A 13,852-nucleotide genomic window follows, 5' to 3' on the forward strand; every position below is an offset into this window, starting at 1 on the left:
ATAAACCTAAAGGTTTTGTTAAATTCGCATCATGCAACACGATTTAGTAAGCATTATCATCCCATTTAAGAATACAGAGTTATACATTTCTGAATGTGTTGATTCTATTCTGAATCAAACTCACCAAGATTGGGAGGCTATTTTTGTTGATGATCAATCAGATGATACTAGTTATTCAATTATTGAACGTTATACTGAGAAAGACGCTAGAATAAAGCTTTTTAAGAATAAAGGTAATGGTATTATTGATGCGCTAAAAACAGCTTTTAGTAAAAGTTCTGGTCAATACATAAGTCGAATGGATAGTGATGATATAATGACTACCATGCGACTAGAAACCATGATAGATGGTCTAAAAATTTATGGAAAGAAACATCTTGCCGTAGGACAAGTACACTATTTTAGAGCAGATGGTCTCAGTGATGGTTTTGCACGTTATGAGCAGTGGTTAAATAGACTCACTGTAAACGGGAGCAATTATTCTGAAATTTATAAAGAATGCGTTATTCCTTCTCCATGTTGGATGTTGCATCGCGACGATTTTATAGCTTGCGATGGTTTTGAACCCAATCGCCATCCTGAAGATTATGATTTAGCTTTTCGGTTTTATAAAGCAAACTACACATGCATTCCATGTAATCAAGTACTACTGCATTGGCGAGATTATAGCACACGAACCTCTAGAACGCATGAAAATTATGCAGATAGCTCATTTTTAGATTTGAAAATCCATTACTTTTTAGATTTGAATTACGATAGCAAACGACCATTAGCCGTTTGGGGAGCTGGCACAAAAGGAAAAACACTTGCAAAATTACTAATAGCGAACAAAATTCCGTTTTATTGGGTTTGCGATAACCCAAAAAAAATAGGCAAACACATCTATGACCAAAAGCTTTTAAACTTTAACCATTTAGCTGAATTAAAAAATCCTCAAAGTATTGTAACGGTAGCCAATACAGATGCTCAAAAGGAAATTAAGCTTTATTTTGAAAGCCACAATATGCAATCTATGAGCGATTATTTCTTTTTCTGTTAAATTTCTCAAAAGCAAAATACTGTTATCGTTTTTCATTTTCTATATTTGACTAATTAATAAGCCCAAACACAAGAATGCAGTTTAAACACCCAGAATTATTATACGCTTTATTTTTTCTGGTTATTCCTATTCTTATTCACTTATTTCAGTTGCGCCGTTTTCAGAAAGTAGAATTTACGAATGTAAAATTCTTGAAGTCTGTAAAATTACAAACACGAAAAAGTTCGCAATTAAAAAAGTGGTTAATACTATTTACACGAATGCTACTTTTGGCATGTACTATAATAGCTTTTGCTCAGCCTTTTATACCAAATACTGAAGATTTTAATGAAGCACAAGAAACTGTTATCTATATTGATAATTCGTTTAGTATGCAAGCAAAAGGTAGTAACGGTACTTTACTCAACGCCTCTATTCAAGACCTTATAAACACATTTGGTGAAGATGAACAGATTAGTTTATTCACTAATGATGAAACATTTAGAAATACAACAGTTAAAGTTTTAAAAAATGATTTAATCCAATTATCTAACTCAACAAGTCAACTTAATTATGATGCCGCACATCTAAAAGGGCAACAATTATTCTCTGATGATAAAGCAACTTCCAAAAATCTTATTTTAGTTTCTGATTTTCAACAAAACGGAAATCCTATCACGTTTGCTAACGATAGCTCAATGCAACTAAAACTAGTTCAGCCAAAATCTGGTTTAGTATCTAATATTAGTATTGATAGTGTTTACACTTCTAATACAACGGCAGAAACTATAGATATAAATGTTGTACTTACCAATCAAGCAGAGCCTGCAGATAATGTTTCAATATCCTTATTTAATGATGACGCTCTATTAGCTAAAAGTGCTGTTACAATTAATGAAACTGCTGAAACTGTATTCACGATAGCAAATAATACCATTATAAACGCAAAACTTGTTATAGATGATACTGGTTTACAATATGACAATGTCTTCTATTTTAACCTAAACTCTAAACCAAAAATTAAGGTTTTAACTATTAACGAGTCTTCAGACGATTCATTCTTAAAACGTATTTATACAACAGATGAATTTGAGTATAATTCTTTCAGACTAAATGCACTTAATTTTAATCTTATTCCTGATCAAAACTTAATCGTTTTAAATGAACTTGACAACATCTCAAATGCGCTTAAAGCCGCACTGAATGTGTTTAAAAAAGATGGTGGATTCATTTTAATAATTCCTTCAGATAAAATTACATTAGATTCTTATAATCAAATATTTACAGATTTAAATATCTCTAATTATAATATTGATAAAACTACAAAAAAACAAATTACAAGTATTAATTATAATCATCCTTTATTAGCGAATGCTTTTTACAGTAAAGTCACTAATTTTCAATATCCAAAAGTGAATGCTTCATATCGTTTTACTTCCAATTCAAATAGTGTGTTGTCGTATGAAGATGGCTCACCCTTTTTAGTTGGAAACGCTAGTGCTTTTGCTTTTTCTTCAGCCTTAAATAAAGGCAATTCAAACTTTAAAAATTCTCAACTTATAGTACCTGTTTTATATAATATCGGTTTACAGAGTTTAAAACTTTCTAAATTATATTATACGATTGGAAATCCAAACTCAATAGCCATTAATACAACTATCGGTCAAGATGACATCTTAACACTAAGTTCTGAAGAAAGCTCTGTAATACCGTTACAAAAGACATATAGTAAGTCTGTTGTATTACAGACTGAAGATTACCCAAACAGAGCTGGCATTCTTAATGTAAAGAATAAGAATAACGTATTACAGAACCTAAGCTTTAACTACAACAGAAATGAGAGCAACTTAAGCTATTATGATTTAAATACAATAAGTAACGTAACTCTTGACACGAGCTTGGCAAATACTATAGAGACTATAAAAAGTAATGCAAATGTTAATGCGCTATGGAAATGGTTTGTTATTTTTGCACTAGTATTTCTAATTATTGAAATGCTGATTCTAAAATTTCTTAAATGAACGCACTCATAAAATCTGCAACCATCGTTGATTCTAAAAGTGATTTTCACAATGAAAAGGTCGATATTTTAATTGAAAAAGGCCGAATTTCAAAAATTTCTAAACAAATTTCCAATCCTAATAAGTACAAAGAAATAAAGCGACACAACTTGCATGTTTCTCAAGGTTGGTTTGATAGCAGTGTTTCTTTTGGTGAGCCTGGTTACGAAGAACGAGAGACTATTAGTAACGGTTTAAAAACTGCTGCACGTTCCGGTTTTACATCTGTGGCCTTAAATGCTAACGCTAATCCTGTTATAGATAGTTATGCAGACATTGCGCTTGTAAAAGCTAAATCTAACGATAATGCTGTTAAATTGTATCCGATTGGTGCATTAACAAAATCTAGTAGCGGAATTGATTTAGCAGAATTATTTGACATGACCAACGCAGGTGCAGTAGCTTTCTACGATTACCAAAACCCTATTTCAAATCCTAACCTAATGAAAATTGCATTGCAATACGCAAGCAACTTTGATGGTTTAGTGTGTTCTTTTCCACAAGAAAATAGAATTTCGGGATCTGGTGTCGTAAACGAACATATTAATAGTACAATGTTGGGTTTAAAAGGAAATCCTGCGCTTTCTGAAGAACTACAAGTCGCTAGAGACTTATTTTTAGTAGAATATACAGAAGGTAAATTACATATACCTACAATTTCAACTGCAAAATCTGTTGAACTAATAAGAGCTGCTAAGACAAAAAACCTGAATGTATCCTGTAGTGTTGCAATACATAATTTAGTTTTAACTGATGCTGTTTTAACTGATTTCGATACGAATTACAAAGTATTGCCGCCATTAAGAACTCAAAACGATTGTGATGCGTTAATCGAAGGATTAAAAGATGGAACCATTGACATGGTAACCACAGACCACAACCCTATTGATATTGAGTTTAAAAAAATAGAATTCGATTTTGCAAAATACGGGACTATCGGTCTTGAATCTGCTTTTGGGGCGCTGCAAACCATTTTTACAACTAAAAAAACAGTGGCACTTCTAACACAAGGCAAATCTAGATTTGGTATTTCTGAAACAAGTATTAAAGAAGGTGAACTAGCGGATTTAAGTCTATTTAATCCTGATGTGAGTTATGAGTTTAGCAAAAATCATATCAGTTCTAAATCTAAAAATAGTGCCTTCCTTGGTAAAACTTTGAAGGGTGAAACTTATGGCATCATTGCCAACAAAAAAATTATTTTACGTAATGGATAAGACTACTATTGAAGAAGGTAAAACTATGGCTATTGTTGCTTACATAACCTTTATAGGAACATTGATTGCCTTTTTTATGAACAAAGATAAACGTAATTCATTTACGTCATTTCATATTAGACAAGGTTTAGGTATTTGGTTACTTTACTTGGCATTAGGCTATATTATCGGAGTCTTTGATAGCTGGATGATTACGTATTCTTTTTGGATATTTTTCTCAGCATTATTTATCTATGGCGTTTTGGGTGCGGCATCAGGTAAAGAAAATAAAATACCTTTATTAGGTGATTTTTTTCAGAAGTTATTTAAATCGATAGGTCAATAAATATGTCACAACTTCATTACATTACAAGACCATCGTCTTTAAAAGAAAACGCTCCATTATTAATTATGTGCCATGGTTACGGTAGCGATGAAAATGATTTGTTTTCATTTGCTTCAGAATTACCAGAAGAACTATTTATTATATCCTTAAGAGCACCTTACACTATACAACCATACGGAAATGCATGGTATGCTATTAATTTTGATGCTGACAAAGGGAAATGGAATGATGCAGTACAAGCTAAATCTTCTGTAGAACTCATATCGGATTTTATAAGCTATGCGTGTAACACGTATGCTATAAATTCTGAAAATGTAACGCTTTTAGGATTTAGCCAAGGAACAATTTTAAGTTATGCTGTTGCACTAAATCATCCTAAAAAAGTAAAAAACATCATTGCTTTAAGTGGTTATATTTACGAAGATATTTTACCAGATACTATAAACAAAAGTGACGTTACTCACTTAAACTTTTTTTGTTCTCATGGCTCAGCAGACCAAGTTATACCAGTAGATTGGGCAAGAAAAACACCTAACTTCTTAGATGAATTAGGCATTAATAATACTTATTCGGAATATCCTGTTGGACATGGAGTAGATCCTCAAAACTTTTATAATCTTAAAACTTGGTTAGAAAATTACATCTAATTAACCTTTGGGTACATAAAGTACTCCACGAGTTTATAGTTTAACTCACCTTTTTCATTGATATCATACTTCAAAAATATTTCACCCCAATATTCGCCGTCAGTAAAATTAGTAACAATCCATTTGTGGTTTAAAATTCTAACTTTATTAATTAGTAGTTTAGTATTTGTCATTGATACGAATGGGACTATTGGATGGTCTTCACCTTCATAATCATTCATATCATATAATCCTTCTGTAATCGCATTGACTAATTTATCCGTATCGTATCCTTGTGATTCAAAATATTCTATCGCACCTTGATTTCTATCAATATTAAAATAATTAAGTTCAAAATTCTGGTCTTCTAAAGTTATAATAATTGAATCCCTATCAACTATTTTAGTTTTATAGGTTTTAATATCTTTTTCGTATTTATCTATAATATTTTTTGAATTGACATATTGAAAAAGAATCAGTAACACTGAAAAAATAAATAAATACATAAAAATTCTACTCTTCATATCTAAATGGTAATTTGTAAGTTATCGTATGCTAAAAAAACGTTATTAGGTAATTTTTGTTGTACATCATCATGAAAACCTAAATGATGGCTTATATGAGTAAGATAGGCACGTTTAGGCTTTACTTTTTTAATAAATCCTAAAGCTTCTTTTAAGTTAAAGTGAGAAATATGTTCTTTTTTCCTTAAAGCATTTATAACTAAAACATCGAGGTTTTGTAATTTATCAATCTCTTTATCCGACACGGTTTTCATATCCGTTAAGTAAGCAAAACGGTCAAATCTAAAACCAAAGACTTGTAACTTATAATGCAATCCATCAATTGGCATCACATCTATATCTCCTAAAGGAAAAGAATTATTAGTTATTTCGATTTGGGTAACATTTGGAGCACCTGGATACTTATTTTCGGTTTCAAAAATATAATCAAAACGCTTTTCTAAAGATTTAAAAACACGCTGATGAGCATAAAGCGAAATATCACCTTGCCTAAAGAAAAAGGGTCTAATATCATCTAACCCCATGGTATGATCCGCATGCTCATGCGTAAAAATAATACCATCAATTTTTGAAACATTAGCCGTTAACATCTGCTGCCTAAAGTCTGGACCACAATCAATTACATAAGTATAATCATTCCATTCTATTAAGACCGAAACTCGTAATCTCTTGTCTTTTAGATTAGCACTTAAACATACAGGATGTGTGCTTCCAATAATGGGAATTCCTTGAGAGGTTCCTGTACCTAAAAATGTAATTTTCAATCCTGTTAATTTTATAACAAAAATAAGGTTATTTTTTTGTTTGCAATAGTAAATCGATACCTTTACCAAGAGGATATAATCCCAGAATCTATGAAGGACATAACGTATACAGGAGACACAGAATTTCAAAATATTCCGTCTCTTAAAGACAAAGCCTTGCGTATTAATCTTAATAAAGATATTTATGGAACCTTTGCCGAAATTGGTGCAGGGCAAGAAACTGTAAGACAGTTCTTTAGAGCTGGTGGAGCTTCAGGAACCATTGCAAAAGCAATGTCTGCATACGACAAAGACTTTAGTGATGCCATTTATGGTATTGAAGATGATAAGCGTTATGTCACTGAAGCTAGACTTAGAAAGATGTTAAACCATGAAGTTGGTTTAATGGAGCAACGTATTACAAGAGATAAAGAACCTGAAAAATTATTTTTCTCTTACGCCAATACGGTAGCTACAATAGATTTTGCTAAGAAATACAGAGGTCACGGTTGGGTAGGTATAAAATATCAAGTGGCACCAGACCAAGAATACAACGATATTGTACTTCATATTCGTTTTAAAGAAACTGATGCGCGTTTACAACAAGAGACATTAGGTAAATTAGGAACCAATCTTGTTTATGGTGCATTTTACAAATACAATCAGCCACGTAAACTTTTACGTTATTTATATGATCATTTAGACAAGGATCAACTCGAGATTGATACTATCAACTTTTCAGGACCAGTTTTTGAAAATGTAGACAATCGCTTAATGAGTTTGCAACTTGTTAAAAATGAAATGACAGATGCTGTAATGTTCGCTCCAGATGGTAATAACGTGCTGCCTGCTCGTGTACTTTACAAAAAGAACATATTAACGCTAAGAGGTAGCTTTAGACCTGTAACTAAAGTAAATATGGATATGTTTCAGAAATCTTATGACATGTTCATTAAAGAAAACAAGGTAGATAAAGAAAAAACACAAGTGATTTTTGAAATTACCTTATCTAACTTAAGAGCTGAAGGTGAGATTGATGAGCAAGATTTTATGGATCGTGCTAAATTACTATGTTCTTTAGGCCAAACAGTATTGATTTCTAACTTCCAAGAATATTACAAACTAGTAGAATACTTCTCGCAATACTCTAGAGCTAGAATGGGATTAGCTATGGGTGTGAATAACCTTGTAGATATTTTTGATGAAAAATATTACCGTCATTTAAGTGGTGGCATATTAGAGGCTTTTGGAAAATTATTCTACAAAGATTTAAGGGTGTATTTATACCCTATGGAAAATAAAGATGGTACACTTACTACAAGTGAAAATCTTAAAGTACACCCAAGAATGAAGGAGCTATATAAATTCTTTAAATACAATGGTAAGGTCGTAGATATTAATGATTATGACACATCTATATTATCTGTATTCTCTCGCACAGTACTTAAGATGATTTCGAATAATGAAAATGGATGGGAAGAAATGCTTCCTGAAGGTGTTGCAAAATTAATTAAAGAAAAAAGCTTGTTTGGGTTTGAATCTGAAGAGGTAATGCACAAAAATTAATTGCAAACTATTGTTATAAAAAAAAGCGACCTTAAAGTCGCTTTTTTTAATTTCTAAATAATCTTTTATTCAGGTAAAATCTGATCTGTATGAGCCTTAGTTTTTACCTTAGTAATAACACCCTCTAAAATTCCATTTTCATCGATAACAAAGGTGGTTCTGTGGATTCCATCATATTCTTTTCCCATAAATTTCTTAGGCCCCCAAACTCCAAAAGCTTCTATAACTGCTTTATCTTCATCTGCTAATAATGGATATTTAAATCCGTACTTAGTCTTAAAATTAGATTGTCGTTTAGCACTATCTGCACTAACACCTAATATATCATAACCTTGAGACTGAAAACGCTCGTAGTTGTCATTGAGATTACAAGCTTCTACAGTACAACCTGGCGTACTTGCTTTTGGATAAAAGAAAACAACTAATTTTTTCCCTTTATAATCTTCTAATGCTACTGTATTTCCTTGTTCATCTTTAGCTGAAAAATTTGGTGCCTTATCACCTGTTTTTAAATGCGTCATATTGCTTAAATTTGTGTTTCTGTAAAAATACGATGAATGACTAAGCTAGAAAAGGTAGAATTTGTTATAAATACGTTAAAACAACTCTACCCAGAAATCCCGATTCCCTTGGATCATAAAGATCCCTACACACTTTTAATTGCAGTTTTAATGTCTGCACAAAGCACAGATGTGCGTGTTAATAAAATTACACCTTTATTATTTGAACGTGCAGATAACCCATATGATATGATTAAACTCAGTGTGGAGGAAATCAGAGAAATCATAAAACCCGTTGGCTTATCTCCTATGAAAAGTAAAGGTATTCATGGCTTATCTCACATATTAATAGATAAGCATAATGGTGAAGTGCCAAAAACCTATGAAAATCTAGAAGAATTACCTGCTGTTGGTCATAAAACGGCTGCTGTTGTAATGTCTCAAGCTTTTGGGATTCCTGCGTTTCCTGTAGATACGCACATCCATCGCTTAATGTACCGTTGGAATCTAACTAACGGTAAAAACGTAGTGCAAACGGAAAAAGATGCTAAACGGTTATTTCCAGAAGAACTTTGGAATGATTTACACCTTCAAATTATTTGGTATGGCAGAGAATATTCGCCTGCTCGTGCTTGGGATTTAGAAAAAGATAGCATTACTAAAACTATTGGTAGAAAATCGGTTTTAGATGCTTATTATAAAAAGAAGAAATAGTTTTAGTTGTATAATTCTTGATGATTGAATGGGAAATACCAACTCATGAAAAAATTACTTTTAATTGTTTTAGCTATCACTACCACATCATGTATTCCTACCAAAGTAGCTCCACGATTTAAAGGTCATAAAGTAATACAAGCCAAAAAATTTAAACGAAAACTACCACGCGAAACATCATTTATCTTTAAGGACCTCTAAAAATGCTGAAGACTTTTATCATTATATAAATACTAAACATCAACTTAACCATGTAAATGTTTGTCTAAATACAACTTTTCAAATTGAAAATGAAACTTTTTATCTTACGTATAACGAAACTGATATTGAGGACAAAAAGTTAAATGTATTAGGTTTTGCGACAGATGGTTGTATTAAAATGGAATTAACCCTATTTTTAATGATGGATATACCCAAAGAAAAGGCCATTGGTATATTATATTAACCGTTTACGACGATACGGTTAAAAATAGTCTTTTAGATACGCATCCAATGAAAAGTAAGGTTATAAAATACTTAGAGACCTTGAGAAAAGAATATCTAACAACACAGAATTACGAAGAACTATTATTTACAAAAAAATCCTGATGCTTTCACATCAGGATTTTCTCTTTTAATTGAAATGATTTAAATATTAAAACATTTCAATTAATTTAGAAGTGCTTCAAACTTCAATTTATTATAATTTATAACACTTAAAGCCTTAGAATAATTCAAAAGGAAACTAATGGTTTCTTCTTTTGGATTTAGGTTAACATTTTTTGGGGAAGCGTTAGAGTAAATTTTTGCCATATTAACAATTTAGGTTTTATTACATGACTTAAACGCAACTTAAAATGCTTTATTGTATCAATTTGTTAAAATGATATTGTTTTGCTCAATTACCTTCCTCATATTAATAAGAGCATAACGCATTCTTCCTAATGCAGTATTAATACTAACACCTGTGCGCTCCGATATTTCTTTAAAGCTCATATCTTGGTACATACGCATTACTAAAACTTGTTTTTGATCTTCCGGAAGTTCTTCTATTATACGTCGTACATCAGATTCTACTTGGTCTTTAATAAGGCTTTTTTCAGCATTTAAGCTAGAATCGCTTAATACTGAAAAAATACTAAACTCACCAGCATTATCAAATTTTGGCATACGACTGTTCTTTCTAAAATGGTCAATAACCAAATTATGAGCAATACGCATTACCCAAGGTAAAAATTTACCTTCTTCGTTATACTTGCCTCGTTTAAGATTTTTTATAACCTTAATAAAGGTATCCTGAAATACATCTTCAGTAATATCTCTATCATAAACCTTAGAATAAATAAAGCTATAAATTTTCTGTTTGTGTCTTTTGATGAGCACAGATAATGCGTCTTCATCTCCTTTAATGTAGTTGCTAACCAACTCTGCGTCTTGGATAAGATTCTTTCTCATAATATTACTTTCTTAGTAGACAAGAAGTTACCTTCTTACCTTGGGGTTTAAGATTTTTTTAAAGTAATATTATAGTATACGCAAATATGTTTTTATATTATTATGTGAACAATATAACAACAATCATTCCGTAAAAACAAGAATTTATACCAAAATTTAATGTTTTACCGAACAATAAGTCACTTTAATAGATGAAATAGTTATAGTATCTTTGCACGATTATTTTATCTGAATTACCTATGAATACTACGAATTTAGACGTTAACCCTAAGGAAAATATTATCATAAAGGGTGCAAAACTGCATAACCTTAAAAATATTGATGTTGTTATTCCAAGAAATAAATTAGTGGTTATTACAGGTTTATCGGGCTCAGGTAAGTCTAGTTTAGCTTTCGACACCCTTTATGCAGAAGGGCAAAGACGCTATGTAGAAAGTCTATCGAGTTATGCACGTCAGTTTTTAGGGAGGCTCAATAAACCAAAAGTAGATTATATAAAAGGGATTGCTCCAGCAATTGCTATAGAACAAAAAGTAAACTCAACAAATCCTAGATCTACAGTTGGTACCACAACAGAAGTTTATGATTATCTAAAGTTGTTATTTGCTCGCGTTGGTAAGACCTACTCACCTATTTCGGGAGACTTGGTTAAGAAGCATACCGTTTCTGATGTTATAAAACACATTTCAAATGTTGATGAAGGCACAAAGTTATTACTACTCTCTCCAATAATCCTTGAAGAGGGACGCACTATTGAAAATAAATTACAAACCTTACAACAACAAGGTTATGCACGTATTAAAGTAAAAGATGATGTTTTAAGAATTGATGATGCACTTAAAACAAAAATTAAATCTGATAAAAACCTGTTTTTAGTAGTCGATAGAATTGTTTTTAAAGATGATGAAGATTTTCTTAATCGTTTAGCAGATGCCATTGAAACTTCTTTTTTTGAGGGAGTTGGCACATGTATTATAGAATCATTATCAGATAAAAAGCAAAAAACGTTCAACAATAAATTTGAACTAGATGATATGTTATTCTTAGAACCGAATGCACATCTTTTTAGTTTTAATAATCCATATGGTGCTTGCCCAAAATGTGAAGGTTATGGTGATGTCATAGGTATCGATGACGATTTAGTCATTCCAAATACAGCTTTATCTGTTTTTGAAAATGCTATTTTTCCGTGGAGAGGTGAAACTATGAGTTGGTATAGAGACCAATTGGTTAACAATTCTCATAAATTCGACTTTCCTATACATAAGCCTTATTTTGAATTAACTGATGCACACAAAACTTTAATATGGAAAGGCAACAAACATTTTGAAGGTTTGGATAGCTTCTTTGCTGACCTTGAATCAAAAGCTTATAAAATTCAGAATCGCGTCATGTTATCGCGCTATCGTGGTAAAACAAAGTGTAATATCTGTAAAGGCAAACGTCTACGAGAAGAAGCGAATTACGTTAAAATTGGAGATGCTACAATTACGGATTTAGTAGATTTACCATTAGATGAATTGGCACCATTTTTTAAAAGCTTAGTATTAAATGAATATGACGCTAAAATAGCAAAGCGCCTTCTTACAGAAATCAATACACGTTTAGAATTTCTATCTAATGTTGGTTTAAATTATTTAACACTAAATAGAAAATCAAATACCCTATCTGGTGGAGAAAGTCAAAGAATAAATTTAGCCACATCACTTGGGAGTAGCCTTGTAGGCTCCATGTATATTTTAGATGAACCAAGTATTGGTTTGCATCCAAAAGACACAGAGCTCTTAATAGACGTTTTAAAATCTTTACGTGATTTAGGCAATACGGTTATCGTCGTAGAACATGATGAAGATATTATGAAAGCCGCAGACAGTATCATTGATATTGGACCAGAAGCAGGAACTTTTGGTGGTGAGGTTGTGGCCGTTGGTGATTTTAAAGCCATCTTAGCTTCAGACACTTTAACAGCTAAATACCTTAATGGACAACTAGAAATAGAAGTTCCGAAAAAGCGAAGAACATCAAAATATAAGATTGAAGTTGTTGGCGCTCGTGAAAATAACCTGAAAAATATTGACGTTACGTTTCCTTTAGAAATGCTAACCGTTATTACTGGAGTTTCTGGAAGTGGAAAGAGCACACTGGTTAAAAAAATTCTTTTTCCTGCAATTCAGAAAAAATTAACTGGTTTTAGTGATAAAGCTGGTCAGTTTTCAGAATTAAAGGGAAATTATAGTAATATTCAACATGTAGAATTTGTAGACCAGAATCCTATTGGTCGTTCGTCTCGTTCAAACCCTGTGACTTATATAAAAGCTTATGATGATATAAGAGCTTTGTATGCTGGTCAGAAACTTAGTAAAATCAGAAATTACCAAGCCAAGCATTTTAGTTTTAATGTTGATGGTGGACGTTGTGAAACTTGTAAAGGTGAAGGTGAAGTTACTATTGAAATGCAGTTTATGGCAGATGTGCATTTAATTTGCGATACGTGTAACGGCAAACGTTTTAAGAAAGAAGTTTTAGAAGTTAAGTTTGAAGGCCAATCGATTGATGATATTCTTAATATGACGATTGATGATGCTATTGAATTCTTTACAACACAAAACCAAACCAAAATACAAGGAAAGCTACAGCCATTGCAAGATGTTGGTTTAGGCTATGTAACTTTGGGGCAATCCTCTTCTACTCTTTCTGGTGGTGAAGCACAGCGTATTAAACTAGCAACATTCTTAGGAAAAGGAAGTAAAAGTAATAATGTACTTTTTATTTTTGACGAACCTACTACGGGTTTACATTTCCATGATATTAAGAAATTATTGAAGTCGTTTCAAGCCTTAATTTCAAAAGGACATTCTATCATTGTTGTTGAACACAATATTGATTTAATTAAGTGTGCTGACTATATTATTGACCTTGGCCCTGAAGGCGGAAAAAATGGAGGCGAACTCGTTGCTTTTGGCACACCAGAAGCCATCGTAAAAAACAATAATTCGGTTACTGGGACATACTTATTAGAAAAATTATAACCTTTTTAGCGCCTGTACTTAATCTATTTGAGCTGCTGTGTTCTCTTTTAAGTATTATCCGCAATCTTTTCGACATCAATAAAATAAAAACGCAAT

At 31.9% G+C, this 13,852-nt stretch carries 14 protein-coding genes; 9 read left to right on the plus strand and 5 right to left on the minus strand.

Going from position 1 to position 13,852, the window contains the following annotated elements:
- Window positions 1-31: 31 nt before the first annotated feature.
- The 5 genes from B2U95_RS04365 (at window position 32) to B2U95_RS04385 (ending at window position 5,267) form a co-directional block, all read left to right on the plus strand.
- A complete protein-coding gene (locus tag B2U95_RS04365; RefSeq protein ID WP_296313221.1) occupies window positions 32-1,039 on the plus strand; it encodes a glycosyltransferase family 2 protein in 1,008 nt (335 codons plus the stop codon).
- 74 nt (window positions 1,040-1,113) lie between these two features.
- Complete coding sequence (locus tag B2U95_RS04370) at window positions 1,114-3,039, plus strand: BatA domain-containing protein (protein WP_296313222.1); 1,926 nt, start codon at window positions 1,114-1,116, stop codon at window positions 3,037-3,039.
- Entirely contained in the window at window positions 3,036-4,295 is a 1,260-nt protein-coding gene (locus B2U95_RS04375) for a dihydroorotase (protein WP_296313224.1), read from the plus strand. The genes B2U95_RS04370 and B2U95_RS04375 overlap by 4 nt, the downstream gene beginning before the upstream one ends.
- On the plus strand, window positions 4,288-4,620 hold the full coding sequence (locus tag B2U95_RS04380) for a hypothetical protein (RefSeq protein WP_296313225.1): 333 nt from the start codon (window positions 4,288-4,290) through the stop codon (window positions 4,618-4,620). Before B2U95_RS04375 ends, B2U95_RS04380 begins: the two co-directional genes overlap by 8 nt.
- Before the next feature lie 2 nt (window positions 4,621-4,622).
- Window positions 4,623-5,267: an alpha/beta hydrolase gene (locus B2U95_RS04385; protein WP_296313226.1), complete on the plus strand. Its 645-nt coding sequence runs from the start codon at window positions 4,623-4,625 to the stop codon at window positions 5,265-5,267.
- Here B2U95_RS04385 and B2U95_RS04390 read toward each other — a convergent pair.
- Together B2U95_RS04390 and B2U95_RS04395 are read right to left on the minus strand one after the other, a co-directional pair.
- Entirely contained in the window at window positions 5,264-5,770 is a 507-nt protein-coding gene (locus tag B2U95_RS04390; protein ID WP_296313227.1) for a hydrolase, read from the minus strand. The genes B2U95_RS04385 and B2U95_RS04390 overlap by 4 nt on opposite strands.
- A 2-nt stretch (window positions 5,771-5,772) precedes the next feature.
- A complete protein-coding gene (locus B2U95_RS04395; RefSeq protein ID WP_296313228.1) occupies window positions 5,773-6,534 on the minus strand; it encodes an MBL fold metallo-hydrolase in 762 nt (253 codons plus the stop codon).
- Window positions 6,535-6,624: 90 nt separating this feature from the next.
- Here B2U95_RS04395 and B2U95_RS04400 point away from each other — a divergent pair, with 90 nt between their 5' ends.
- Window positions 6,625-8,079 (plus strand): TonB-dependent receptor, encoded by a 1,455-nt coding sequence (locus B2U95_RS04400; RefSeq protein WP_296313229.1) that lies wholly within the window; start codon window positions 6,625-6,627, stop codon window positions 8,077-8,079.
- A gap of 65 nt (window positions 8,080-8,144) precedes the next feature.
- Here the strand turns inward: B2U95_RS04400 and bcp are convergent, their stop codons facing one another.
- Window positions 8,145-8,600 carry a thioredoxin-dependent thiol peroxidase gene (gene bcp, locus B2U95_RS04405; RefSeq protein WP_296313230.1) on the minus strand — a complete coding sequence of 152 codons (456 nt, stop codon included), beginning with the start codon at window positions 8,598-8,600 and terminating at the stop codon, window positions 8,145-8,147.
- A 36-nt stretch (window positions 8,601-8,636) separates the two neighbouring features.
- On the opposite strand from bcp, the gene B2U95_RS04410 reads away from it, so the two are divergent.
- Window positions 8,637-9,293, plus strand: coding sequence for an endonuclease III domain-containing protein (locus tag B2U95_RS04410; protein WP_296313231.1), 657 nt, complete (start codon window positions 8,637-8,639; stop codon window positions 9,291-9,293).
- A 45-nt stretch (window positions 9,294-9,338) separates the two neighbouring features.
- A complete protein-coding gene (locus tag B2U95_RS04415) occupies window positions 9,339-9,494 on the plus strand; it encodes a hypothetical protein (protein ID WP_296313233.1) in 156 nt (51 codons plus the stop codon).
- A 447-nt stretch (window positions 9,495-9,941) separates the two neighbouring features.
- Here B2U95_RS04415 and B2U95_RS04420 read toward each other — a convergent pair whose 3' ends face one another.
- Window positions 9,942-10,085 (minus strand): hypothetical protein, encoded by a 144-nt coding sequence (locus tag B2U95_RS04420; RefSeq protein ID WP_296313234.1) that lies wholly within the window; start codon window positions 10,083-10,085, stop codon window positions 9,942-9,944.
- Window positions 10,086-10,142: 57 nt separating this feature from the next.
- Window positions 10,143-10,727 (minus strand): RNA polymerase sigma factor, encoded by a 585-nt coding sequence (locus B2U95_RS04425; protein WP_296313236.1) that lies wholly within the window; start codon window positions 10,725-10,727, stop codon window positions 10,143-10,145.
- Window positions 10,728-10,966: 239 nt separating this feature from the next.
- Here B2U95_RS04425 and uvrA point away from each other — a divergent pair, with 239 nt between their 5' ends.
- Window positions 10,967-13,756 carry an excinuclease ABC subunit UvrA gene (gene uvrA / locus B2U95_RS04430; protein WP_296313238.1) on the plus strand — a complete coding sequence of 930 codons (2,790 nt, stop codon included), beginning with the start codon at window positions 10,967-10,969 and terminating at the stop codon, window positions 13,754-13,756.
- Window positions 13,757-13,852: the final 96 nt, after the last annotated feature.

The sequence above is a fragment of the Winogradskyella sp. UBA3174 genome (genome assembly GCF_002364335.1).
GTDB lineage: Bacteria > Bacteroidota > Bacteroidia > Flavobacteriales > Flavobacteriaceae > Winogradskyella.

Coding starts and splice junctions, on each gene's coding strand:
- B2U95_RS04365 (WP_296313221.1), top strand. CDS start 32: ATGCAACACGATTTAGTAAGCATTATCATCCCATTTAAGAATACAGAG.
- B2U95_RS04370 (WP_296313222.1), top strand. CDS start 1,114: ATGCAGTTTAAACACCCAGAATTATTATACGCTTTATTTTTTCTGGTT.
- B2U95_RS04375 (WP_296313224.1), top strand. CDS start 3,036: ATGAACGCACTCATAAAATCTGCAACCATCGTTGATTCTAAAAGTGAT.
- B2U95_RS04380 (WP_296313225.1), top strand. CDS start 4,288: ATGGATAAGACTACTATTGAAGAAGGTAAAACTATGGCTATTGTTGCT.
- B2U95_RS04385 (WP_296313226.1), top strand. CDS start 4,623: ATGTCACAACTTCATTACATTACAAGACCATCGTCTTTAAAAGAAAAC.
- B2U95_RS04390 (WP_296313227.1), bottom strand. CDS start 5,770: ATGAAGAGTAGAATTTTTATGTATTTATTTATTTTTTCAGTGTTACTG.
- B2U95_RS04400 (WP_296313229.1), top strand. CDS start 6,625: ATGAAGGACATAACGTATACAGGAGACACAGAATTTCAAAATATTCCG.
- bcp (WP_296313230.1), bottom strand. CDS start 8,600: ATGACGCATTTAAAAACAGGTGATAAGGCACCAAATTTTTCAGCTAAA.
- B2U95_RS04410 (WP_296313231.1), top strand. CDS start 8,637: ATGACTAAGCTAGAAAAGGTAGAATTTGTTATAAATACGTTAAAACAA.
- B2U95_RS04415 (WP_296313233.1), top strand. CDS start 9,339: ATGAAAAAATTACTTTTAATTGTTTTAGCTATCACTACCACATCATGT.
- B2U95_RS04420 (WP_296313234.1), bottom strand. CDS start 10,085: ATGGCAAAAATTTACTCTAACGCTTCCCCAAAAAATGTTAACCTAAAT.
- B2U95_RS04425 (WP_296313236.1), bottom strand. CDS start 10,727: ATGAGAAAGAATCTTATCCAAGACGCAGAGTTGGTTAGCAACTACATT.
- uvrA (WP_296313238.1), top strand. CDS start 10,967: ATGAATACTACGAATTTAGACGTTAACCCTAAGGAAAATATTATCATA.